This is a genomic window from Pseudomonas sp. PSB18, from assembly GCF_014596565.1.
GTDB lineage: Bacteria > Pseudomonadota > Gammaproteobacteria > Pseudomonadales > Pseudomonadaceae > Aquipseudomonas.
This window is the reverse complement of sequence record NZ_NOIN01000001.1, coordinates 622,966-647,633: the sequence shown is the minus strand read 5'-3', so window position 1 is coordinate 647,633 and position 24,668 is coordinate 622,966. Positions and strand designations below refer to the sequence as shown.

19 protein-coding genes are annotated in these 24,668 nt (G+C 61.8%); 10 read left to right on the top strand and 9 right to left on the bottom strand.

Features of this window, described 5'->3' with window-relative positions:
* Window positions 1–17: 17 nt before the first annotated feature.
* The 7 genes from CGA22_RS02820 (at window position 18) to CGA22_RS02790 (ending at window position 5,593) form a co-directional block, all read left to right on the top strand.
* The gene (locus CGA22_RS02820; protein ID WP_041021632.1) at window positions 18–1,007 is read left to right on the top strand and encodes an alpha/beta fold hydrolase; all 990 of its coding nucleotides are present in this window, start codon (window positions 18–20) and stop codon (window positions 1,005–1,007) included.
* Between the two features lie 114 nt (window positions 1,008–1,121).
* Window positions 1,122–1,613 (top strand): ribonuclease E activity regulator RraA, encoded by a 492-nt coding sequence (gene rraA, locus CGA22_RS02815; protein WP_041021633.1) that lies wholly within the window; start codon window positions 1,122–1,124, stop codon window positions 1,611–1,613.
* Window positions 1,614–1,638: 25 nt separating this feature from the next.
* Window positions 1,639–2,634 (top strand): zinc transporter ZntB, encoded by a 996-nt coding sequence (locus CGA22_RS02810; RefSeq protein ID WP_188258472.1) that lies wholly within the window; start codon window positions 1,639–1,641, stop codon window positions 2,632–2,634.
* 62 nt (window positions 2,635–2,696) lie between these two features.
* A complete protein-coding gene (locus tag CGA22_RS02805) occupies window positions 2,697–2,942 on the top strand; it encodes a hypothetical protein (protein ID WP_014337331.1) in 246 nt (81 codons plus the stop codon).
* Window position 2,943: 1 nt separating this feature from the next.
* Window positions 2,944–3,768 carry a mechanosensitive ion channel family protein gene (locus CGA22_RS02800; protein WP_041021634.1) on the top strand — a complete coding sequence of 275 codons (825 nt, stop codon included), beginning with the start codon at window positions 2,944–2,946 and terminating at the stop codon, window positions 3,766–3,768.
* A 91-nt stretch (window positions 3,769–3,859) separates the two neighbouring features.
* Entirely contained in the window at window positions 3,860–4,450 is a 591-nt protein-coding gene (sigX, locus tag CGA22_RS02795) for an RNA polymerase sigma factor SigX (RefSeq protein ID WP_025212681.1), read from the top strand.
* Window positions 4,451–4,558: 108 nt separating this feature from the next.
* Window positions 4,559–5,593 (top strand): OmpA family protein, encoded by a 1,035-nt coding sequence (locus CGA22_RS02790; protein ID WP_041021635.1) that lies wholly within the window; start codon window positions 4,559–4,561, stop codon window positions 5,591–5,593.
* A 160-nt stretch (window positions 5,594–5,753) separates the two neighbouring features.
* Here CGA22_RS02790 and cobA read toward each other — a convergent pair whose 3' ends face one another.
* The 8 genes from cobA to CGA22_RS02750 form a co-directional block, all read right to left on the bottom strand.
* Complete coding sequence (gene cobA / locus CGA22_RS02785; RefSeq protein WP_041021636.1) at window positions 5,754–6,509, bottom strand: uroporphyrinogen-III C-methyltransferase; 756 nt, start codon at window positions 6,507–6,509, stop codon at window positions 5,754–5,756.
* Between the two features lie 10 nt (window positions 6,510–6,519).
* Window positions 6,520–9,237, bottom strand: coding sequence for a nitrate reductase (locus CGA22_RS02780; RefSeq protein WP_041021637.1), 2,718 nt, complete (start codon window positions 9,235–9,237; stop codon window positions 6,520–6,522).
* Window positions 9,237–9,554, bottom strand: a complete 318-nt coding sequence (nirD, locus tag CGA22_RS02775; RefSeq protein WP_024776753.1) for a nitrite reductase small subunit NirD — start codon at window positions 9,552–9,554, stop codon at window positions 9,237–9,239. The genes CGA22_RS02780 and nirD overlap by 1 nt, the downstream gene beginning before the upstream one ends.
* On the bottom strand, window positions 9,551–12,004 hold the full coding sequence (nirB, locus tag CGA22_RS02770; RefSeq protein ID WP_041021638.1) for a nitrite reductase large subunit NirB: 2,454 nt from the start codon (window positions 12,002–12,004) through the stop codon (window positions 9,551–9,553). Before nirB ends, nirD begins: the two co-directional genes overlap by 4 nt.
* 443 nt (window positions 12,005–12,447) lie before the next feature.
* A complete protein-coding gene (locus CGA22_RS02765; RefSeq protein ID WP_041021639.1) occupies window positions 12,448–14,118 on the bottom strand; it encodes a bifunctional protein-serine/threonine kinase/phosphatase in 1,671 nt (556 codons plus the stop codon).
* A 9-nt stretch (window positions 14,119–14,127) separates the two neighbouring features.
* Complete coding sequence (locus CGA22_RS02760; protein WP_041021640.1) at window positions 14,128–15,339, bottom strand: nitrate/nitrite transporter; 1,212 nt, start codon at window positions 15,337–15,339, stop codon at window positions 14,128–14,130.
* 335 nt (window positions 15,340–15,674) lie between these two features.
* On the bottom strand, window positions 15,675–16,250 hold the full coding sequence (locus CGA22_RS02755) for an ANTAR domain-containing response regulator (protein WP_041021641.1): 576 nt from the start codon (window positions 16,248–16,250) through the stop codon (window positions 15,675–15,677).
* 13 nt (window positions 16,251–16,263) lie between these two features.
* The gene (locus tag CGA22_RS02750; protein WP_041021642.1) at window positions 16,264–17,475 is read right to left on the bottom strand and encodes a CmpA/NrtA family ABC transporter substrate-binding protein; all 1,212 of its coding nucleotides are present in this window, start codon (window positions 17,473–17,475) and stop codon (window positions 16,264–16,266) included.
* Window positions 17,476–17,717: 242 nt separating this feature from the next.
* Here CGA22_RS02750 and CGA22_RS02745 point away from each other — a divergent pair, with 242 nt between their 5' ends.
* Window positions 17,718–18,737 (top strand): quinone-dependent dihydroorotate dehydrogenase, encoded by a 1,020-nt coding sequence (locus CGA22_RS02745; protein ID WP_041021655.1) that lies wholly within the window; start codon window positions 17,718–17,720, stop codon window positions 18,735–18,737.
* A gap of 300 nt (window positions 18,738–19,037) precedes the next feature.
* On the opposite strand, the gene rmf is transcribed toward CGA22_RS02745, so the two are convergent.
* A complete protein-coding gene (gene rmf / locus CGA22_RS02740) occupies window positions 19,038–19,253 on the bottom strand; it encodes a ribosome modulation factor (RefSeq protein ID WP_003223300.1) in 216 nt (71 codons plus the stop codon).
* 532 nt (window positions 19,254–19,785) lie between these two features.
* On the opposite strand from rmf, the gene rlmKL reads away from it, so the two are divergent.
* Together rlmKL and CGA22_RS02730 are read left to right on the top strand one after the other, a co-directional pair.
* Window positions 19,786–22,056: a bifunctional 23S rRNA (guanine(2069)-N(7))-methyltransferase RlmK/23S rRNA (guanine(2445)-N(2))-methyltransferase RlmL gene (gene rlmKL / locus CGA22_RS02735; protein WP_041021643.1), complete on the top strand. Its 2,271-nt coding sequence runs from the start codon at window positions 19,786–19,788 to the stop codon at window positions 22,054–22,056.
* A 142-nt stretch (window positions 22,057–22,198) separates the two neighbouring features.
* Window positions 22,199–24,583 carry a GGDEF domain-containing protein gene (locus CGA22_RS02730; RefSeq protein ID WP_041021644.1) on the top strand — a complete coding sequence of 795 codons (2,385 nt, stop codon included), beginning with the start codon at window positions 22,199–22,201 and terminating at the stop codon, window positions 24,581–24,583.
* Window positions 24,584–24,668 lie beyond the last annotated feature (85 nt).

The window sequence follows — 24,668 nt, the reverse complement described above, 5'->3', positions numbered from 1 at the left end:
TTTTGTGCAAGAGCATTATGCAAAGCAGCAGTAACCTTTTTCCTGTCGCCCTGATCAGCGCCGAGCGGCGTGGCGATCTGAGCGAAGACGTCTACCGGTTGAAACCCGGCAACAGCCCGGACTACAGCGTCGAACTGGCTGTCACCCGCCTGGGCATGGCCGACGCCGGCCAGATCCGTGGCGTCCCGGTGATCCTGTTGCACGGTAGCTTCTCCAACCGGCGCTTCTGGTATTCGCCCAAGGGGCTGGGTCTGGGGGCGTATCTGACGCGGCTGGGATTCGATGTGTGGATTCCCGAAATGCGCGGTCACGGCTTATCCCAGCGCAACCAGGACTACCGCAACAATCGCGTCGCCGACTATGCCCGTTACGACTTGCCGGCCATCGGTGCCTTTGTTCGCGAGCAGAGCGGGCAGGTGCCGCACTGGATCGGCCATTCCCTGGGCGGCATCACCCTGGCGGCAGCCTTGGGCGGCCAATATCTGGGCGAACCGGCCGTGGCATCGGCGGCGTTTTTCGGCACCCAGGTCAGCCGCACCTATTGGCCGCTGAAAATTCCACCCGTGGAGTGGGGCGGACGGTTCATCCTCAAGCGTTTTGCGCAGTTGTCCGGCTCCCGACTCAAGCGCGGCCCGGAGGACGAACCCATCGGTCTGGCCCTGGAGAGCATGCGTTGGTACGGCTTGTTCGGGCGTTTCGGCGATGCCGAGAAGGACTGGTGGGCGGGCCTGGCCGAGGTGCAAGTGCCGGTGCTGGCAGTGAGCGCCGCCGGCGATCACCAGGACCCGACCTGGGCTTGCCGCAAGCTCTTCGAACAGATGGGTGCCGAGCACAAGCAGTTTGTCTGCCTGGGCCGGGAGCACGGCTTTGGTGACGATTTCGGTCATGTCGAGATGCTGGTCAGCAAGGCTGCGCACGCCGAGGTCTGGCCTCTGGTGGCGCGTTGGCTGGAGGAGCAGAGCATGCCGTTGCCGGCAACCCTGCCGGATCTCGCCGAGGCGGTTTGAGGCGAGGGCATTTCGCTCCAGTCGGCTTGCGGCTAAGATATGACGCGTTAAACGGTTTCGGTCACAAACGGTTGCTCATCCAGTCTGACGTTCCAGCCTTTCAGGAGTTGTTCGATGAACCATTACCTCACGCCCGACCTGTGCGATGCCTATCCGGACCTTGTGCAGGTGTTGGAACCGATGTTCAGCAATTTCGGCGGCCGCGATTCGTTTGGCGGTGAAATCGTGACCATCAAGTGCTTCGAGGACAACTCACTGGTCAAGGAGCAGGTCGAACTCAAGGGCAACGGCAAGGTACTGGTCGTTGATGGCGGCGGCTCCCTGCGCCGGGCGCTGTTGGGCGACATGCTGGCCGAGAAAGCCGCGAAAAACGGCTGGGAAGGGTTGGTGATCTACGGCTGCATCCGCGACGTGGATGTCATCGCCCAGACCGACCTCGGTGTCCAGGCTCTCGCCAGCCATCCCATGAAAACCGACAAGCGCGGTATCGGTGATCTCAATGTGGCCGTGACCTTTGCCGGCGTGACGTTTCGTCCGGGTGAATATGTCTATGCGGACAATAACGGCGTGATCGTCTCGCCAAGCCCGCTGAAAATGCCTGAATGAAGCGTCAAAGCCGTAAGGGATGAGGATGTTCGAGGAAGAAAACGCGCAGTGGGGGCTGGTGCATGCCCTGGTGCTGGATGGTAAGGGTGGCGCGCGTTCGATTGCCCGGACCGAGCTTGACGATCTGCAGTTGCAGGCGCACGAAAGCCTGTGGCTGCATTGGGATCGCAGCCATCCGCAGACCCATACCTGGTTGCGCAAATCCAGTGGACTGAGCGAGTTCAACTGCGATCTGCTGCTCGAGGAAAACACCCGGCCGCGCCTGTTGCCCTTGCCCGAAGCGGAGCTGCTGCTATTCCTCAGGGGCATCAACCTCAATCCGGGCGCCGAGCCGGAAGACATGGTTTCGGTGCGGATCTTCGCATCGGCCCAGCGCGTGATTTCCCTGCGTCTTCGTCCTTTGCGCGCCACGGATGAGCTGCTGGCGCACCTGGCCGAAGGCAAGGGACCGAAAACCGCGTCGGAACTCATCCTTTATATGGCGCAGTACCTGACCAACAAAGTCCAGGACCTGGTCTCCCAGCTCTCGGAAATCGTCGATGGCGAAGAAGAAATGCTCGATGCCGACGAACGGTATACCCCCGAGCACGATGCCATTTTGCACATTCGTCGCCGGGCCGCAGGACTCAAGCGGTTCCTGGCGCCGCAGCGGGACATTTTCGGACAGATGTCGCGCATCAAACTGCCCTGGTTCGTCGAGGACGACGGCGATTACTGGAATGAATTGAACAACAGCCTGACCCGTTATCTTGAAGAGTTGGAATTGACTCGGGAGCGCGTGGGGCTTGTGCTGGAGGCTGAGGATCGGCGCCTTTCCGTGCGCATGAACCGGACGATGTATCGCTTCGGCATCGTCACCGGGATCTTCCTGCCGATGAGTTTTCTTACGGGCCTGCTGGGCATCAACGTCGGCGGTATTCCATTCTCCCAAAGCCCTTACGGCTTCCTGATCGCCTGCCTGCTGATGGCCGGCGTGGCCCTGGGACAGTGGTGGCTGTTTCGTCGTCTGCGCTGGGTGTGACAGGTTTCATGTGACCCGACGAAATTTGATCGCGTCTTTCACTGACATCACGAGAGGTGCGTATGCACGATCCGTTTGAACAGTCTTTGCGTGACATGCTCAAGGCCTCGCCGTCCAGTCGGGATGACGACGCATGCCTGGGACGTGTGCTGAAAACCGCCAACCGCCAGGTCGGCGCCGGCGATCTGTTCAGCCTGCTGGGCCGTTGGCTGCCCGCGCTGATGATTGCCTTGAACAACGGGTCGGCCCACGTCTCGCCGGTTTCCCGTCGTAAACCTGTTACCCGCACCGCTGATAAGGCTGATTGATATGGAACTGAATCTCTGGACCCAGAGCCTCGTCGCGGCAATGACTGCGTTGTGGACCAAGGTGGCCAACTTCATCCCGAACCTCTTCGGTGCCCTGGTGGTGGTGCTGTTGGGGTTCGTCGTGGCCAAGTTGCTGGACACGCTGCTTTCCAAGCTGCTCGCCAAACTGGGTCTGGATCGCCTGATGGGTGGCACGGGCTTGACCAAGTTGCTGTCCCGTGGCGGCATCCAGGTACCGATCTCCACTCTGGTGGGCAAGATTGTCTATTGGTTCGTGCTGCTTATTTTTCTCGTCTCTGCGGCTGAATCCCTGGGTCTTCAGCGGGTTTCAGCCACCCTCGACATGCTTGCGCTGTACCTGCCCAAGGTGTTCGGGGCGGCCCTGGTGTTGCTGGTCGGCGTGCTGCTGGCTCAACTGGCCAACGGGCTGGTGCGCGGCGCAGCCGAAGGCGTAGGGCTGGATTACGCCTCGGGCCTGGGGCGAATCGCCCAGGGCCTTGTGATCATCATCAGTATTTCTGTCGCGATCAGCCAGTTGGAGGTCAAAACTGACCTGCTCAACCACGTGATCGTGATCGTATTGATTACCGTTGGTCTGGCGATTGCGCTGGCAATGGGATTGGGAAGCCGGGAAATCGCCGGCCAGATTCTCGCGGGAATCTATGTGCGTGAGCTGTATGAAGTCGGGCAACAAGTGCGGGTTGGTGAGGTCGAAGGCCAGATCGAGGAGATCGGCACGGTGAAGACCACATTGCTGACCGAGGAGGGCGAACTGGTGTCGCTCTCCAATCGGATCCTGCTGGAGCAGCATGTGAGTAGCCGCTAACCCGGCAAACTCTGCTAATGTATGCCGCCGCAAAATGCCTGCTACCGCAGGCTGCGGCGCACATTGACCTAGACCGTCGGCCCGACTTGTTTTGAACAAACCCCAATCGCTGTCCACGCGCTACGACCCCCGTGATCTCTCTGATGAGGAGTTGGTCGCGCGCGCGCATACGGAGCTGTTCCACGTAACACGTGCCTACGAAGAGTTGATGCGCCGTTACCAACGTACATTATTTAACGTGTGTGCACGTTATCTGGGGAACGATCGTGACGCTGACGATGTCTGTCAGGAGGTGATGTTGAAGGTGCTGTATGGCCTGAAGAACTTCGAGGGGAAATCGAAGTTCAAGACATGGCTATATAGCATCACCTACAACGAATGCATCACACAGTATCGCAAGGAACGGCGAAAGCGTCGCTTGATGGACGCTTTGAGCCTTGACCCTCTCGAGGAAGCGTCTGAAGAAAAGGCGCCCAAGCCCGAGGAAAAGGGTGGACTCGATCGCTGGCTGGTTTATGTGAACCCGATTGACCGTGAGATTCTGGTGCTACGATTTGTCGCAGAACTGGAATTCCAAGAGATCGCAGACATAATGCACATGGGTTTGAGCGCGACAAAAATGCGTTACAAGCGCGCTCTCGATAAGCTGCGTGAGAAATTTGCAGGCATTGCCGAAACTTAATCTCGGCGCAAATATCTCTTACGTGTAGGCAAGTTCTGATAGACTTGCCGCCGAGTTGTCCCCCGGTTTGCGGGACTGCTTCACAATCACCAGATGGGGATTTAACGGATGAAACTGAAAAACACCTTGGGCTTTGCCATTGGTTCTCTTATTGCCGCTACTTCGTTCGGCGCGCTGGCACAAGGCCAAGGCGCAGTTGAAATCGAAGGCTTCGCCAAGAAAGAGCAATTCGACAGCGCTCGTAACTTCAAGAACAACGGCAACCTGTTCGGCGGTTCGGTTGGTTACTTCCTGACCGACGACGTTGAACTGCGTCTGGGCTACGACGAAGTTCACAACGTACGTTCCGACGACGGTCGTAACATCAAGGGCGCCAACACTGCCCTGGACGCTCTGTACCACTTCAACAACCCAGGTGACATGCTGCGTCCGTACGTCTCGGCCGGTTTCTCCGACCAGAGCATCGGTCAGAACGGCTCCAGCGGTCGTAACCGTTCGACCTTCGCCAACGTTGGCGGCGGCGCGAAGCTGTACTTCACCGAGAACTTCTACGCCCGTGCCGGCGTTGAAGCTCAGTACAACATCGACCAGGGCGACACCGAGTGGGCTCCAAGCGTCGGTATCGGTGTGAACTTCGGTGGCGGCTCCAAGCCTGCTGCTGCTCCAGTTCCAGCTCCGGCTGAAGTCTGCTCCGACAGCGACAACGATGGCGTGTGCGACAACGTCGACAAGTGCCCTGACACCCCAGCCAACGTAACCGTTGACGCTGATGGCTGCCCAGCTGCTGCTGAAACCGTACGTGTTGAGCTGGACGTGAAATTCGACTTCGACAAGTCGGTCGTCAAGCCAAACAGCTACGGCGACATCAAGAACCTGGCTGACTTCATGAAGCAGTACCCAGCCACCACCACCACTGTTGAAGGTCACACTGACTCCGTCGGTCCTGACGCTTACAACCAGAAACTGTCCGAGCGTCGTGCAAACGCCGTTAAGCAAGTTCTGACCAACCAGTACGGTGTTGAATCGTCCCGCGTTCAGTCTGTTGGCTACGGCGAAACCCGCCCAGTTGCTGACAACGCCACTGAAGCTGGTCGTGCTGTTAACCGTCGCGTAGAAGCGCAGGTTGAAGCCCAAGCTAAGTAATTAGCCCACAGCTTTGAAAAAGCCCGGCTTATGCCGGGCTTTTTCTTGCCTGCGATTTACCCAATGCGAAGTACAGAACCTGTGGGAGCGAGCAGGCTCGCTCCCACAGGAGAAACGCGATAGCAGTATTGAATGCCCACCTTCGCGAGCAAGGGCGTGGTTACAGGGCTGAGGCCTGGCGCCATTCGGATTGGGATGTTGCCAGCTCCGCAGCACCGGCCACCGCACCAATCACCAGGATTGCCGGGCTCTTGAGTTGAAACGCAACTGCATCGGTCTCCATCGAAGCCAGGTCGCTGCGGCAGTCTCGCTGATGAGGCAGGGAGGCATTCTCGATCATGGCCACGGGGGTGTCCGCTGCCAGGCCACCGGCCAGCAGTTGTTCGCGGATCTCGCTCAGTTTCGCCACTCCCATGTACACCACCAAGGTTGTCCCGCTCTGCGCCAGGGCTTGCCAGTTCAGGCTGCTGCCGTCCTGGGTGTGGGCAGTGACCAGCGTCACGCCCCGGGCGATGCCGCGCAAGGTCAGTGGGATGTCGCATTGGGTCGCGCCTGCCAGCCCGGCCGTGATGCCATTGACCAGCTCCACTTCGACGCCATGCTCGCGCAGCCATTGCGCCTCTTCACCGCCGCGGCCGAAGATGCACGGGTCGCCGCCCTTGAGGCGGACCACGCATTTGCCTTGGCGCGCATAGCGCAGCATCAACCGATGGATGAAGGCCTGTGGGGTGGAGCGGCAGCCGCCGCGCTTGCCCACGGCGATGATGCGTGCACCGCAGCAATGCTCCAGCACCGCTTCGTTGACCAGATCATCGATCAGCACCACGTCGGCTTCGCGCAGGGCGCGCACGGCCTTGAGGGTCAGCAATTCAGGGTCGCCAGGACCCGCACCCACCAGCCAGACTTTTGCGTTCATAGTGTTTTCCTCACGAGAGAGCGGCCATCGGTTGCGCAGTGGCAACCAGCAGGCGCTTGATTTCCGGTACGCAGGAGCCACATTGCGTGCCACAGCCCAGTTCCTGTTTCAGCCCTTGCAAGTCCAGCCCTCGTTCAATGCCGGCGCAGATCGCACGCTGACTGACGTTCAAGCAGTTGCACAGGGTCTTGCTGCCTCCTGTCGTCGCGCCAACATTGCCCGGAGGTGCACTCAACGGCGCCAGCAGCCAGCGGCGCAGTTGCTCATCGGCACGACCTTCCTGCCACAGGTTCTGCAGCCAATGACGGGCGAGGGTTTCGCCGGCCAGGCGGATGGCGGTGATGCGACCGTTTTCGATCCGCACCCGTTTACCGATGGCACGGCGGGGATCGTCGTAGGCCAGTACCGGTCCGTCGATCAGCCCCAGTTGTTCGTCGATTGCTTGCAGCAGTGCGGGATCAGGCGCTTCGGCGCTGGCGGCGCGAATCAGCAACGCAGGACGTTCACGGCCGGTCAAGCTCAGGCTGACGTAGGCAAACACCTCACACAGCGGACGCAATGTCTCCAGATGCTGTTGGACATCGCCTTCGATCAGGGCGAAAAGTTGCCAAGGCAGGTTCACCGGTTCCAGGCGCACGCCGCTGTGTTTGAGTTCCGGTTGTTTCGACAAGGGATCGAAAGCCGGTTGAGTCAGGGTATTGACCCCACCCTTGAGGAACCGATCGCCCCAGTGCATCGGCAGGAACGCCTGGCCAGGCCGCACGCTTTCGTCGCTGTCCACGGCCACGATCACCGCGCCACGACGACTCTTGAGGCTGACCAGATCGCCCGGTTGCAGGCGCTGGCGCTGCAGCTCGGCGGGGTGCAGGCTGAGTACGGCTTCGTTCACATGACCGAACAACTGCGCGGCGGTGCCAGTGCGGCTCATGCCGTGCCACTGGTCCCGCAGGCGGCCGGTGTTGAGGGTCAACGGGTAACGTGCGTCACGCAATTCTCTGGCGGCGCGATACGGTTCGGCGACAAACCGCGCGCGGCCGTTGTCGGTAGGAAAAATCCCATCCACGTACAGGCGAGCCGTTCCGACCGTGGCGCCCTCAGGGAAGGGCCACTGCTGGGGGCCAAGCTGATCGATCAGCCCATGGCTGATACCGGACAGGTCGAGGTCGCGGCCTCGGGTCAATTGTTTGTATTCGTCGAACAGCTGGGCGGGTGCGTCAAAGGCGAACAGGCTCGGTTGACCCGGCCGCAGACGTTTCTCTAGGCGTTGGGCGAAATCCACGGTAATGGCCCAGTCTGGTCGTGCTTCGCCCGGTGCGCCGATGGCCCGGCGCACGTGGGAAATGCGTCGTTCGGAGTTGGTCACCGAACCTTCCTTTTCGCCCCAACTGGCTGCGGGCAGCAGCAGGTCGGCAAACCCGGCGGTTTCGGTGGTGCGGAAGGCCTCTTGCAGCACCACGAACGGGCAGGCTTGCAGGGCTTCCCGCACTGCCGTCTGGTCCGGCATCGATTGAGCCGGGTTGGTGCAGGCGATCCACAAGGCCTTGATCTTGCCGTTGCGCACCTGCTCGAACAACTCGATGGCGCTCAAGCCGGGGTTTGCGGGCAGTTGCTCGACGCCCCAGTACTCAGCGACCTCGGCACGATGCTCCGGGTTGGCGGCTTCGCGGTGGCCCGGCAACAGGTTCGACAGGCTGCCGGTTTCCCGACCGCCCATGGCGTTGGGCTGGCCGGTCAGCGAGAAAGGGCCTGCCCCCGGGCGGCCGATCTGCCCGGTGGCCAGGTGCAGGTTGATCAATGCACTGTTCTTGGCGCTGCCGGCGGTGGACTGGTTCAGGCCCATGCACCACAGCGACAGGAAGCTGGGTGCCGTGCCGACGGTTTCGGCACACTGATGCAGTTGCTCGACGCTGATGCCGCACAACTGGGCAACCATGGCCGGGGTGTAATCGCGCACCAGGTTCTTCAGGTCCGCCAGGCCTTCGGTATGGGCCTTGATGAAATCGCGATCGATCCAGTCTTCCCACAACAGCAAATGCAAAATCCCATGGAACAAGGCGACATCGGTTCCCGGCAGGATGGCCAGGTGCAGGTCCGCCAGGTCGCAGGTATCGGTGCGCCGCGGGTCGATGACAATGATCTTCATCTGCGGCCGGCGGGATTTGGCTTCTTCGAGGCGGCGAAACAGGATCGGGTGGGCGTAGGCCATGTTACTGCCGACGATCATGACGCAGTCGCTCAGTTCCAGGTCTTCATAGTTGCAGGGCGGCGCGTCGGCGCCGAGGCTGCGCTTGTAGCCCACCACCGCCGAGGACATGCACAGCCGGGAATTGCTGTCGATGTTGTTGGTGCCGACCAGGGCCCGGGCCAGTTTGTTGAAGGCGTAGTAATCCTCGGTCAGCAACTGGCCGGAGATGTAGAACGCGACACTGTCGGGGCCGTGTTCGGCGATGGCCTCGGCGAACACGCCGGCGGCGTGCTCCAGGGCGCTGTCCCAGTCGGTGCGGGCACGAGACAAGCCTTTGCCCAGGCGCAGCTCGGGGTACAGGGCGCGCGCGGCGAGGTCGCCGGTCAGGTGCAGGGTCGAGCCCTTGCTGCACAATTTGCCGAAGTTGGCCGGGTGGGCGGGATCGCCACTGACGCCGAGGATGCGCTCGTCGTCATGTTCGATCAGTACGCCGCAACCGACCCCGCAATAACAGCAGGTCGAGGCAGTGGTCTGGCGGTTCATTAGCTTGCGTCCCTTAGCGCCAACAGCACCCGGCCATTTTCGACCCGGGCCGAATGATGGTGGGCACAGCCCACGTCCGGCGCCTGGGCCTGGCCGGTTTCCAGATCGATCTGCCAGTTGTGCAGCGGGCAGGCCACGCGCTTGCCATAGATCAAGCCCTGGGACAACGGACCGCCCTTGTGCGGGCAGCGGTCATCGAGTGCGAAAACCTCATCGTCGCTTGTACGAAAAATCGCAATGTCGCCCTTCGGGCCGTTGATGATGCGCGAGCCCAGGGCATTGATGTCTTCCAGCGCGCAGATATCCAGCCAGTTCATGCCGGCACCTCCAGGTTCTTCACGGGGATGACTTCAAACTCTTTCTTCAGCTGGGGTTGTTCCAGACGCTGTTTCCACGGGTCCTGTTCCAGCGACAGGGAAAACTTCAGGCGCTCGTGAAGGGCCTTGCGCCGCACCGGATCTTCAAGCACGGCTTTCTTGATGTGCTCCATGCCGACCCGCTGCATGTAGTGCACGGTACGCTCGAGGTAGAAGGCTTCTTCGCGGTACAGCTGCAAGAACGCGCCGTTGTATTCACGTACTTCCTCGGCGGTCTTGAGCTTGACGAAGAACTCGGCGACCTCGGTCTTGATCCCGCCGTTGCCGCCGATGTACATCTCCCAGCCGGAATCGACACCGATGATGCCCACGTCCTTGATGCCGGCTTCCGAGCAGTTGCGAGGGCAACCGGAGACGGCCAGCTTCACCTTGTGCGGCGACCACATGTTGAACAGGTCGTGTTCCAGTTCGATGCCCAGTTGCGTGGAGTTCTGCGTGCCAAAGCGACAGAACTCGCTGCCCACACAGGTTTTCACGGTGCGGATGGATTTGCCGTAGGCGTGGCCGGATGGCATGTCGAGGTCTGCCCAGACGCCGGGCAGATCCTGCTTCTTGATGCCCAGCAAGTCGATGCGCTGGCCACCGGTGACCTTGACCATCGGCACACTGTATTTGTCGGCCACGTCGGCAATGCGCCGCAGCTCCGACGGCGTGGTCACGCCGCCCCACATCCGTGGGACGACCGAGTAGGTGCCATCCTTCTGGATGTTGGCGTGGGCACGTTCGTTGATCAGCCGGGATTGCGGATCGTCGTGGGCTTCGCCGGGCCAGGTGGAAATCAGGTAGTAGTTCAGCGCCGGGCGGCAGGTGGCGCAGCCGTTCGGGGTGCGCCAGTTCAAGTAGTTCATGGTGCCGACGATGGTCAGCAGGTGCTCGTCGCGGATCGCCTGGCGGATCTGGCCGTGATTGAGGTCGCTGCAGCCGCAGATGGCTTTTTCGCTTTTCGGTTTGACGTCGGCCGCACCGCCGACGGTATTGATGAGGATCTGCTCCACCAGACCGGCGCAGGAGCCGCAGGAACTGGCGGCTTTGGTGTGTTTTTTCACGTCATCGACGCTGAACAGGCCATGTTCCTGGATTGCCTTGACGATGGTGCCCTTGCACACGCCGTTGCAGCCGCAGACCTCGGCGGAGTCGGCCATGCTCATGGCTTTGTCCTGGCCCTGGTGGCCTACGTCGCCCAACGCGTTCTCACCGAACATCAAGTGATCGCGGATCTCGCCGATGGCGGCATTCTCACGGATCTGACGGAAATACCAGCCACCATCGGCCGTATCGCCGTACAGGCAGGCGCCGACCAGCACGTCATCCTTGATCACCAGTTTCTTGTAGACGCCGCCGATGGGGTCGGAAAGGGTGATGGTCTCGGTGCCTTCGCCGCCCATGAAGTCGCCGGCGGAGAACAGGTCGATGCCGGTGACCTTGAGCTTGGTCGAGGTCACTGAGCCTTTATAGGTAGCAAAACCCAACTGCGCGAGGTGGTTGGCGCAGACCTTGGCCTGTTCGAACAGCGGGGCCACCAGGCCGTAGGCGGTGCCGCGATGGTTGGCGCATTCACCGATGGCGTAGATGCGCGGGTCATAGGTCTGCATCGTGTCGTTGACCAGGATTCCGCGACTGCACGGGATACCGGCTTTTTCCGCCAATTCGACGTTGGGGCGGATGCCAGCGGCCATCACCACCAGGTCGGCGGGGATGATGTCGCCATTCTTGAACTGCACCGACCCGACCCGGCCATTGCCGGCGTCGTGGAGTGCCTGGGTCTGCTCGTTGAGACGGAATTTCAGGCCACGGTCTTCCAGGGCGGTTTGCAGCAGTTGGCCGCTGGTCTTGTCCAACTGCCGCTCCAGCAGCCATTCACCCAGGTGCACCACGGTCACGTCCATGCCCCGCAGTTTCAGACCATTGGCGGCCTCCAGGCCCAGCAGGCCGCCGCCGATCACCACGGCGTGCTTGTGGGTCTTGGCGGTTTCGATCATCGCCTGGGTATCGGCGATGTCGCGATAGCCGATCACGCCGTCGAGCGTGTGGCCGGGGATGGGCAGGATGAACGGTGTGGAGCCGGTGGCGATCAGCAGGCGATCGTATTCGGCCTCGGTGCCGTCTTCGGCGATGACCCGACGCTTGACCCGGTCGATCTCCACGACCTTGCGGTTGAGCAGCAGGTTGATGTGGTTGTCCTGGTACCAACTCAGGTCGTTGAGGACGATTTCTTCGAAGGTTTGCTCGCCGGCGAGTACGGGGGAAAGCAGGATGCGATTGTAGTTGGTGTGGGGCTCGGCGCCGAACACCGTGATGTCGTACAGCTCGTTGCTCAGCTTGAGCAGTTCTTCAAGGGTTCGAACCCCGGCCATGCCATTGCCGATCATCACCAGTTTGAGTTTTTTCATCAGGGTTCTCCGCAAGCCCAGACCCGGTTTCGTCACGTTTCATCACGGCGATCGGACTGGCTCGGCAATTTTCACGAAAACAAAAAAAGGCGTCCCGCTAGTGTGCTAGCGAGGACGCCTTTGTCCTGGTCCCGTTCTCTCGGGAAGCACCGCCTTCATCGTTGGAGGCGTTGCTTTATGTCTGTTGAAAGGGGTTATGCAGTGGTTGTGCCAAGTGGCTCCAAGGCACGGATTTATTGCGGGAAGCGTGGGGCGGGGGGGGTGGAAGGGGATTTATTGCACCGAATCAAAGCGTGTCGCCCGGTAATGGAGCGTGGCAGACGATAGCTTTGTAGTGGCAGGCAGGCCGCCATCGCGAGCAAGCTTTGCTCCCACAGCAGATCCCCAGTGGCAGCAGATCCTCTGTGGGAGCAAAGCTTGCTCGCGATGGGCGCGACCGGATCTCAGCTATGAAACACCAGGAACAGCAACACAATATTCACCACCAAGGACACCAGCGCCAACGTCCGCCAGACCTTCAGCGGTTCCCTTTCCAGCAGTGGCCGGGGCCTGACACTCAAGCTGCGGCGTTCGCCTTGTTCCAGCAACAACAGCCATTCCTCGGCGGTTTCAAAGCGTTCGCCCGGATCCGCCGCAACCGCGCGCTCCAGGCTTTGTCCGAGCCATTCGGGCAGGTCCGGTCGATAGCGACTGGCGCTGACCGGTACGCCAAAGCGCGGTCGCTGGAAGGCCTCGACTTCGCCATAGGGATAATGCCCGGTCAGCAGGAAATACAAGGTCACACCGACGGCATACAAGTCCTGCTGCGCCGTCGGTGCTTCACCACTGAAGGCTTCTGGTGCGATGTAGCTGGGCGTGCCCGGCAATACGTTGGCCTGGTCTTCGGACAGTCCAGGGCAATACGCCAGCCCGAAGTCCAATAGCCGCAGCTCCCCATCGCCCCCCAGATGCAGGTTTTCCGGCTTGATGTCGCGGTGGTAGATCTGCCGTCGATGCAACAGGCCCACCGCGCGCACCAGTCGTTGTGCCAAGTCCAGCCATTGAGCCAGGGGCAAGGCGCCGGCCTGGTCGAACAGCTCGGCCAGGGTCATGCCTGGGTATTCGCGCATCACGTAATACAGGTGTTGACGCTGGGGAACGCCATAGACTTCCGGAAACTGCCTTCCCGCGACTCGCTTGAGAAACCACTCCTCCGACAGCAGTGCCTGTCCGGCCCGGCTATCGTCCCGTAGCTGCACCGGCAAGGTTTTCAGCAGCCACGGCTGGCCCTGGCCGTCGTGTACCCGATAGAGCAGCGATTGCTGGCTCTGGCCGAGCAGTCCTTCGACCTGCCAGCCCTCGAACATCTGGCCCGGTTTCAGCGTCGGGGGAAGGGGCCATTGCTGCAGTTGGATCAGCGCATCGCCGATGCTCGCTTCGCCCAATGCATCGACCCGTATCAGCAAGGCGCTGGCGTTGTCCTGGCTACCGGCCAGGTGCGCGGCGTTCACCAGTGTCTGGGCGGCGAGGTTCAGGTCCGGCTGGTCCCGAAGGATGCCGGCAATGGCCGTATCCCCCAAGACCGCCCAGACGCCATCGCTGAGCAATACGAAGGTTTCTTCGGTGCGCAGTTCACCGTCGAGAAAGTCCAGGATCAAATGCTGATCCAGCCCCAGGGCACGCTTGAGCACATGTTGCATGCCCTGTTGCTCCCAGACGTGATCCTCGCTGACCCGTTGCAAATGATCGGCATGCCAGCGGTAGACCCGGCAATCGCCCACGTGGGCGAGGGTGAAGCGCCGCCCCCGCAACACCAGGGCACTGACGGTGGTGAGCAATGGCTGTCCGCCACCGTTGGCCTGCAACCAGCGATTCTGTGCCAGCAACAGCCGGTCAAGCGCCTGGGCCACGCCCCAGGTTTGCGGCGTGGAGTAATAGTCCAGGGCCAGTGCCTGCAAGGTCGAACGGGCGGCCAATCCGCCATCGGCGCATTGGCTCACGCCGTCGGCAATGGCGAACAGGTAACCCTTGCTCGCGGCCAGGGCCGGCGCCGGGGTGACCAGGCGCAGGGCATCCTGGTTTTCCTCCCGCGGGCCGATGGCAGTGGCTTCGGCGAAACTCAGTTGCAGACTCATGGTTGCTGTTTATACCCGAGCCGCAGTGACGGCAGCCGAGCCCCAAGTGGTTCTCCAGCGACGCTTGACGCCGTGCAGGCCGAACCAGGCCAGCACGCCCAGGCTGGCGAACAACCACAACGCCAATTGGTAGCTGCCGGTGCTTTGCTTGATTGCGCCCATGCTCGCCGCCAGGGCAAAGCCACCGATGCCGCCGGCCATGCCGATCAGTCCGGTCATCACGCCGATTTCGCGACGGAAACGTTGTGGCACCAGTTGGAACACGGCGCCGTTGCCTGCGCCGAGACCGAGCATGGTGCAGACGAACAGCGCCAGTGCCGCGTAGGAACTCGGCAGGTTGAAACCCACCGCCGCGATGCAGATGGCCGCCACGGTGTACATGCCCAGCAAGGTGCGGATACCGCCGAAACGATCCGCCAGGGCGCCGCCCAACGGGCGCATCAGGCTGCCGCCGAAGACGCAGGCCGCTGTGTAGTAGCCGGCGGTCACGGGGCTCAGGCCATACTGGTCGTTGAAGTAGCCGGGCAGGGCGCTGGCCAGGCCGATGAAGCCGCCGAAGGTCACGCTGTAGAAGAACATGAACCACCAGCTGTCACGATCACCCAGGGCTTTGAGGTAGTCGGCCATGGATTTGGCTTTCGGCCGTTCGGGAGCGTTCTTGGCCAGCCAGGCGAAGGCGATCAGGGTCAGGACCAGCGGGACCAGCGCGAAGCCGAACACGTTGCTCCAGCCGAAGGCGGCCGCCATCAGCGGTGCGAAGATCGCGGCCAGCACGGTGCCCGAGTTGCCGGCACCGGCAATGCCCATGGCCTTGCCCTGGTGTTGTGGTGGATACCACTGGGAGGCCAATGGCAGGGCGACGGCAAACGACGCACCGGCCATGCCCAGGAACAGGCCCAGCAGCAGTGCTTGCTCGTAGCTGTGGATGCCCAGTTTCCAGGCGCAGAACAGCGCGCAGATCACGATCACCTGGCCCACCATGCCGGCGGTTTTTGGTGAGGTCCGGTCGGCCAGCAGGCCCATGAACAGGCGCAGCACAGCCCCGGCCAGGATCGGTGTCGCGACCATCAGGCCACGTTGCTGGGTGGTCAGATGCAGGTCAGTGGAAATTTGCACCGCCAGGGGGCCGAGCAGGTACCAGACCATGAAGCTCAGGTCGAAATAGAGGAAGGCCGCGAACAGGGTCGGGGTATGGCCGGATTTCCAGAAGCTTGAATTCATCGCGCACCTCAGCTGTAAAAGTCTCGAGAAATGAGTCAGTGCTTAGAGCAGTGCGCCGCCTGTGGTCGCACCACCGGCCCCGAAGAGCCAAAACAAAAAAACGCCGCAACCCGGATTGCCAGCGAGGCAAGGAGGGTGTGCGACGTCTTTGTCGTAGGTGGGGCAACCGCCGTTGGTTACCTGTGGGGTTGCTTAAGCGAGATCTGTGCCAACAGCGGGTATCGAGGAAAGGCCATCGCGAGCAGGCTCGCTCCCACAGGTGGATTGGGCGGTACCCGGAACCCTTGTGGGAGCGAGCCTGCTCGCGATAGCGCCGGGCCAGGCGCCGTGAGGACTCAGCCCAGCAACTCATTCATCGCGATGATCTGCTCCGCCACCTGGATCAGCTTCTGCTGGCGGCTCATGGCCTGGCGGCGCATCAGGGTGTAGGCCTGCTCTTCGTTGCAATCCTTCATCTTCATCAGCATGCCCTTGGCCAGTTCGATGCGCTTGCGTTCGGCCAGTTGCTGGTCCCGGGCCAGCAGTTGGGCGCGCAGGGCCTGGTCGCTTTCAAAGCGGGCCATGGCCACGTCGAGGATCGGTTGCAGGCGTGCGGCATGGATGCCTTCGACGATGTAGGCACTCACCCCCGACTTGATCGCCTGGCGCATCACGCCCGGGTCGTGCTCATCGGTGAACATGACGATCGGTCGTGGCTGGTCGCGACTGACCAGTACCACTTGTTCCATGACATCCCGTCCGGGTGACTCGGTATCGATCAGGATCACATCCGGACGCACTGTTTCGACGCGTTCCGGCAGGTCGATGGTCAGCCCGGATTCGTCAATGACGTCGAACCCGGCCTCCACCAGGGCGGCCTTGAGGCGGCCGACTTTTTTCGCGGTGTCGTTGATCAGCAGGATACGCAGCATGGTCGGGCTCCTGTCAGCGGCTGGCGAAAAGGGGAGCCGCATCGCTCAAGGCGTGCAGTTTGAAGCTGCGGGCATACCCGGCCGGATCCGAACCGTCCCAGGTGGTGCCGTCGATCAGCTGGCTGCTGCGCATGTCCTGGAAGGCGGACGAAATGCCCAGCGCCGTGCACGCCTGGCGATACAGCTCGAGTTGCTGGACCTCCTGCGCCACGGCCTGGTAGTCCGGGTCTTCGCGCAGCAGGCCCCAGCGACGGAACTGGGTCATGAACCACATGCCGTCGGACAAGTAGGGCACGTTCACCTCGCCGTCGCCGTGAAAGCGCATGGCGTGGGGATCCTGCCAGCTATTGCCCAGGCCATCGGCGTAGGTCCCCAGCAGACGGGGTTCGATGCAGTCCAGCGGGGCGTCAAGGTATTCGGGGGCGCTCAACAGTTGTGCGGTGCTGCGACGGTTCTCCGTGCTCTGTTCGATGAAACGGCTGGCTTCCAGGATCGCCATCACCAGCGCTCGCGCCGTATTGGGGTATTGCTCGACGAATGCGCGGGTACAGCCCAAAACTTTTTCCGGATGATCGGGCCAGATGGTCTGGGTCGTCGCCAGGGTGAAGCCGAGGTTCTGTTTCACCGCGCTGGCGCACCAGGGCTCGCCGACGCAGAGCCCGTCGATGCGCCCGGCCTGCAAGTGCGCAATCATTTGCGGCGGCGGAACCACCACGCTGTCGACATCGGACAAGGGATGGATGCCCTGGGCGGCGAGCCAGTAGTAAAGCCACATCGCGTGAGTGCCGGTGGGGAATGTCTGGGCGAAGGTCAGTTTCGGGCGAGTTTGGTGCACATGGCGCTCCAGTGCCTCAGGACTGGTCACGCCCATCGCCTGCAGGCCGTGGGAGAGGTTGATGCTCTGGCCGTTCTGGTTCAGCCCCATCAGCACCGCCATGTCGGTCGGCGCGACGCCGCCGATGCCCAGGTGCACGGCGTAGATCAGGCCATACAGGCTATGGGCCGCGTCGATTTCACCGCTGACCAGCTTGTCCCGCAGGCTGGCCCAGGAGGTCTGGCGCTTGAGGTTCAAGGTCAGGCCGTAGGGTTGGGCGAAGCCCTGGGTGGCGGCCACCACGACCGGGGCGCAGTCACTCAAGGCCATGAAGCCGAGATCGAGCACGCTTTTTTCCGGAGCGTCGCTGCCATTGACCCAGGCCAGGGGGTTGGCTGGAACTTCATTCATCGGGCATCACCTTCCACGTAAAAAAGCGCCGTACCCGGACGAGTGCCAGAGCATGGCCGGGTGACGACGCCGTTGTCCTCTAAAACAGTGTGGCACTCATCCCGTCGGTGGCATGAGCGTCGATGAGCGAAGCGGGTGCAAGGCATATGCCATCGGCGCTGTTTTGCGCAGGCGCCTCGCTTGAACCGCCGTTGCGCGGCTATAATCGCCGCCTCATTTCGTCGCCCGAGTCAAAGCCGCCCATGTACACCCTGGCCCGTGAACTGCTGTTCAAACTTTCCCCGGAAACCTCCCATGATCTGTCCCTGGACCTGATCGGCGCGGGTGGACGTTTGGGCCTCAATGGTCTGCTGTGCAAGGCGCCGGCCACGTTGCCGGTGAATGTGATGGGCCTGCAATTCCCCAACCCGGTCGGATTGGCAGCGGGCCTGGACAAGAACGGCGCGGCCATTGACGGCTTCGCGCAGTTGGGTTTCGGCTTCGTGGAAATCGGCACCGTCACGCCACGGCCGCAGCCGGGCAACCCCAAGCCACGGCTGTTTCGCCTGCCGCAAGCCGCGGCGATCATCAACCGCATGGGTTTCAACAACCTCGGCGTCGACCACCTGCTGGCCCGCGTCGCTGCTGCCAAGTACAAGGGCGTGCTGGGCATCAACATCGGCAAGAACTTCGACACACCGGTGGAGCGTGCCGTCGACGATTACCTGATCTGCCTGGACAAGGTCTATGCCCATGCCAGCTATGTGACCGTCAACGTCAGCTCCCCGAACACCCCGGGGCTGCGCAGCCTGCAGTTCGGTGACTCCCTCAAGCAACTGCTGGCCGACCTGGCCCGGCGTCGTGCCGAGCTGGCGGTGACCCATGGCCGACATGTGCCGCTGGCGATCAAGATCGCGCCGGACATGACCGACGAAGAAACCGCCCAAGTGGCCCAGGCCCTGGTCGAGACCGGTATGGACGCGGTGATCGCCACCAACACCACGCTGGGCCGCGAAGGGGTCGAAGGGCTGGAGCACGGTGACGAAGCGGGCGGGTTGTCCGGCGCGCCGGTGCGTGACAAGAGCACCCACACCGTGAAGGTGCTGGCCGGGGAGTTGGCGGGACGCTTGCCGATCATCGCGGCCGGTGGGATCACCGAAGGACGGCATGCCGCCGAGAAGATCACCGCAGGTGCGAGCCTGGTGCAGATTTACTCGGGCTTCATCTACAAGGGGCCGGCGTTGATCCGCGAGTCGGTGGATGCGATTGCGGCATTGGGCTGATACAGCCACTGCCTGAAGGTTGTGCAAACCTCTGTGGCGAGGGGATTCATCCCCGCTGGGCTGCGAAGCAGCCCCTTCGATGTATGAATCGATGAAGATATTTCGGTCTTGCGATTTTGGGGATGCTGCGCATCCCAGCGGGGATAAATCCCCTCGCCACAACAGTGTTCGCAATTTGATAGGCATTAAAAAGGGCTCCTCAAAGGAGCCCCTGGGCCGTAGCCCGCCGTCCGGATGGGACGCGCGTGGTTAAATCGGGTGTGGATCGAATTGTCGAGTTCCTGAGTATTGAGCCCTGTGTCAGCCGACGGCGTGAAGTTCGTTGAGTCTGTGGATACCCGCAGTGCCGGTCATACCGTCCCAGTTGTCGCCGCGTCCTTCTCGCCAGCCATTGATCCAGGCTTGACGTACCGACGGTAGAGTAAAGGGGCAAAGCTCACGGGATTTACCACCAACACCATATTGGTAACCGCGTAAAAATGCTCTTTCCAACGGATCACGCTTAAGTCTTCTCATAGGGTATTGCCCTCACTTGTTGACTGTTACTTCGCGTCGGCCTCTGTTGAGGCCGGGGCAGAATCATTCTGCCGTTGGTGGCTCGTTGCCGGCGTGACGAGCCAAGGTGCTGGCGCCGTTGTGGCGTCAACCTGTGTTGAGTTCTAACCAAAGCGTCACATGGATGGAATGACCGTTTTGTCATAAGCACGTAACAATAAAGACGTTAGGGCGATAAGTAACAGAGTGTTCAGCGTCCGCTTTTGAGCAAGACCCCTGTATGATCGGCCCTGCGCTGAATGGCGCGGTCTTTTCTCGGATGAGAATGTCCCCCCGTTGCACTCGGGTACTATTCGACGAAAGGGGTGACTTTTTCACCATTTGTTACACCGAATTTTTTATCTGCCCCTGCATCTAAGCTCTTTTAACCTGAGCGGCGAGGGTGGACGGCACACCTTCGTGCCACCGGGTGCTCTTGAGAAAAGCACCTGATTGAACCTGACCCGGCAATGCGTTGCCCCGGTCCACTTAGCCAAAGGCTCTGGAACTCCCCATGTCCGATCGTTTCGAACTCTTCCTCACCTGCCCCAAGGGCCTCGAAGGCCTGCTCCTCGAGGAAGCCATCGGGCTTGGCCTTGAAGAGGCGCGCGAGCACACCTCGGCCGTTCGCGGCGTGGCCGACATGGAAACGGCGTATCGCCTGTGCCTGTGGTCACGCCTGGCCAACCGGGTATTGCTGGTCCTCAAGCGTTTTTCGATGAAAGACGCCGAAGACCTGTACCACGGCGTGCTCGACGTCGACTGGCAGGACCACATGCTGGCCGATGGCACCCTGGCGGTCGAGTTCAGCGGCCACGGCTCGGGCATCGACAATACCCATTTCGGCGCTTTGAAGGTCAAGGATGCCATCGTCGACAAGCTGCGTACTCCCTCGGGTGAGCGGCCATCCATCGACAAGCTCAACCCGGACCTGCGTATTCACCTGCGACTGGACCGCGGTGAAGCGATCCTCTCCCTGGACCTGTCCGGTCACAGCCTGCACCAGCGTGGTTATCGCCTGCAGCAAGGCGCCGCGCCGCTGAAGGAAAACCTCGCCGCCGCTATCCTGATCCGTGCCGGCTGGCCGCGCATTGCCGCTGAAGGCGGCGCCCTGGCCGACCCGATGTGCGGTGTCGGCACCTTCCTGGTGGAAGCGGGCATGATTGCCGCCGACATGGCACCGAACCTGCGTCGTCAGCAGTGGGGTTTCACCGCGTGGCTGGGCCATGTGCCGGCGCTGTGGAAGAAACTTCACGAAGAAGCCACTGCCCGCGCCGCTGCCGGGTTGGCCAAGCCGCCGTTGTGGATTCGCGGCTATGAAGCCGATCCACGGCTGATCCAGCCAGGTCGCAACAACGTCGAGCGTGCCGGCCTGAGCGAGTGGATCAAGATCTATCAAGGCGAGGTCGCCACGTTCGAGCCGCGTCCTGACCAGAATCAGAAAGGCCTGGTGATCTGTAATCCGCCGTACGGTGAACGCCTGGGCGATGAGGCCAGCCTGCTTTACCTCTACCAGAACCTCGGCGAACGCCTGCGTCAGGCGTGCCTGAACTGGGAGGCGGCGGTATTCACCGGCGCCCCGGACCTGGGCAAGCGCATGGGTATTCGCAGCCACAAGCAGTATTCGTTCTGGAACGGTGCCTTGCCGTGCAAGTTGCTGTTGATCAAGGTGCTGCCGGATCAGTTTGTCACCGGTGAGCGTCGCACGCCGGAACAACGCCAGGCCGAGCGTGAGCAGGCGCAGTACGAACAGGCGCCTGAGGTACCGCAAGAGCGCCAGTACAACAAGAATGGCAACCCGATCAAACCGACCCCCGCTCCTGCGCCTGTGGTCGAGCAGGCGCGGTTGAGCGAAGGCGGGCAGATGTTCGCCAATCGTCTGCAAAAGAACCTCAAGCAGTTGGGCAAATGGGTCAAGCGCGAAGGTGTGGACTGCTATCGGGTCTATGACGCCGACATGCCGGAATACTCCATGGCGATCGACCTCTATCACGACTGGGTGCACGTTCAGGAATATGCCGCGCCAAAATCCATCGACCCGGAAAAGGCTTCGGCCCGGCTGTTCGATGCCCTGGCAGCCATTCCCCAGGCGCTGAATGTCGACAAGAGCCGCGTGGTGATCAAGCGTCGCGAGCGCCAGAGCGGCACCAAGCAGTACGAACGCCAGAGCGCCCAGGGCAAGTTCACCGAGGTCAACGAAGGTGGCGTGAAGCTGCTGGTCAACCTGACCGACTACCTGGATACGGGGCTGTTCCTCGATCACCGGCCCATGCGCCTGCGGATCCAGAAGGAGGCGGCCGGCAAGCGCTTCCTCAACCTGTTCTGCTACACCGCGACCGCCAGCGTCCACGCCGCCAAGGGGGGAGCCCGGAGCACCACCAGCGTCGACCTGTCGAAAACCTACCTGGACTGGGCGCGACGTAACCTGTCGCTCAATGGTTTTTCCGACAAGAACCGCTTGGAGCAGGGCGATGTGATGGCCTGGCTTGAAGCCAGCCGTGAAGAATACGACCTGATCTTCATCGACCCGCCGACCTTCTCCAACTCCAAGCGCATGGAGGGCGTGTTCGATGTGCAGCGCGATCACGTCCAGTTGCTGGACCTGGCCATGGCTCGCCTGGCGCCGGGGGGCGTGTTGTATTTCTCCAACAATTTCCGCAAGTTCCAGCTCGAGGACAACCTCGGCGAGCGTTACGCAGTGGAGGAAATCACCGCTGCAACCATCGATCCGGACTTTGCCCGCAACAGCAAGATCCACCGTGCCTGGAAAATCATGGCTCGTTGAAATCTGCTGATTGGATCCACGAAGCCTTGTAAATCAAGGCTTCCAGCCGATTTTAGGACTGGTCAAAGTGATGGCTAATAGCTATAACTGAGGCTGTGGCCAGGGCTGTACCGACGCCTGCCCCTTTTTTCGAGTTGTGTCTATGGCATTGCATCCGGTGCGCCCCAGGATCCTGGGCTTTATCAGCGAAGATGTATCGGCCTGGCTGGTGGCTTCACTGGTCTTCCTGGCCGGCACCTGCCTGACCGGTTTGCTGAGCTGGGCGATGATGAGCCTGTTCAACCAGCAACTTCGCCAGCGCTTCGAACTGCAAGCCGAAGAGCGCTTCAGCCGCATCGAGGAAAGATTTCAGGAGCAGGAGCAGCGTCTCGACAGCCTGAGGCGTTTCTTTGCCAATTCGGCGACGGTTTCCGAAAAGGAATTCCATGGCTACGCCGAACCGTTGTTGCGGCGTACCCAAGCCTTGGCTTGGGCGCCACGGGTGTTTCGTGACGAGCGGCAGGCGTTCGAACAACGGGAGCGGAATAAGCGGGTCAACCCTTTCGTCATCCGTGACGCGGACGATTCAGGCGGCTTGCGGCAGGCTCCGGAACGGGACGAGTACGCGCCGATCCTCTATGTGCAGTGCCAGGCTTCCCAAGAGTCAACCCTGGGTTTCGATCTGCTTTCCCATCCCTTGCGCCGCGAGGTGCTCGAGCGGGCCCGTCGCCAGAACAGCGTGGCAGTATCGCAGCCGCTGGACCTGGTGGGCGTCGACCCGGCCTTTGTCCGTGGCGTATTGCTGGTGGCACCGGTTACCCGGGCCCCGTCTACGGAGCCTTTCGGTTACGTGGTCGCGGCCATCAGCATGCGCCAGCTGGTGGGCGATGGCCTGCCGGCGGCCAGTCATGACAATCTTTCGATGCGCGTCCTGGACCTGTCCGACGCCGACCAGGAGGAGGTGCTGTTCGACTCTCCCGTACCCCCGGAAGACAGTGAGCTGGCGGCGATCCGCGTGTTGCGCCTGGCGGATCACGACTACCGGGTAGAGTTGCGTCCCAGCGGCATGTTCCTGTCGACCAACCATTCCACGATGTCGAGCCTGGTGGTATTGGGCGGCCTGCTCAGTTTCCTGCTCAGTGCCTTTCTCTACGTCTTGGTCAGCCAGCGGCAACGGGCCCTGACCCTGGTGGAGCAACGTACCCAGGAGCTGCGCGCCAGGGAGCAGGAGCTGCGGGGCACCCACGGCCAGTTGCGTGGTGTGCTGGATGCCGCGACCCAGGTTGCGATCATCGCCACGGACCTGCGTGGCGTCATCACCACGTTCAACGCCGGCGCCGAGCAGATGCTGGGCTACCAGAGCTGCGAAGTCCTGCAGAGCATGACCCTGGAGAGCCTCCATGTGCCCCGGGAGCTCCAGGCCCGGGCCGCAGAGCTTGGCGCCCGATTCGGCAAGCCGATTCCTACCTGTCACGCGATGTTGCTCGAAGGGGGCGAGGCGGGCGGCCAGCAGGCCCGGGAGTGGACCCTGGTACGGCGCGACGGCAGTCATTTGACCGTGAACATGCTGGCCACGCCCGTGCTCGATGATCAGGGGCTCTGGGTCGGGCACCTGGCAATCTGCATCGACATCACCGAACGCAAGCGCGTCCACGAGGCCCTGGCGGCCCGGGATCTGCTGTTGAAGAAACTCAGTGCCCATGTGCCGGGTGGCATCTACCAGTTCAAAATGGATTTCAACGGCCGTTTCAGCGTGATCTACGCCAGTGATGGCATTCGTGATATCTACGAACTGGAGCCCAATGTGCTGGTCCAGAACTCGGAAGCCATTTTCTCCCGTATCCATTCACTGGACAACGCGCGGGTCCGTGCGTCGATCCGTGCCTCGGCCGACACCCTGAGCCCATGGCGCGAAGAGTACCGGGTGCAACTGCCGCAGCGCGGCCTGCGCTGGGTGCGTGGCGAGGCGACGCCCGAGCAACTGCCCGGCGGCGGTGTGTTATGGCATGGCTATATCTCTGATATTTCCGATCTCAAGCGAGTGGAGGAAGAGTTGCGAGCACTGTCCGTGACCGATGCCTTGACCGGTATTCGCAATCGGCGTTACTTCCAGGAGCGCCTGAACTCGGAAATGATCCGGGTCGAGCGCGGCTCCGGGGACCTGTCGGTCATCATGCTCGACATCGATCACTTCAAGCGTATCAATGACCAGCATGGCCATGCGGTGGGTGACCGGGTGTTGCAGGCTGTTTGCCAGCGCGTCAGCCAGCGTCTGCGGCGTACCGACGTCTTCTGTCGGCTGGGCGGAGAAGAGTTCGTGGTGCTGTGTCCTGATACCGATGGCGAAAGTGCCCGCGCCTTGGCCACTGGGCTGTGGGAGGGCCTGCGCGCGGCGGCGATCGAGGATGTGGGCGTTGTCACCGCCAGCTTCGGCATCGCCAGTTGGCGCGCCGGGGAGGGCGCGGATGCCCTGCTGTTGCGGGCCGACTCGGGTGTCTACGCGGCCAAGCAGGCCGGGCGGGATCGGGTCGAGATGCAGGTGGGGTAAACGACCGGTGAACGAGTGGGAGCGAGCTTGCTCGCGATAGCGGGCGTGTCAGTTGACGGCTGTTTGGACTGATCCGCCGTCATCG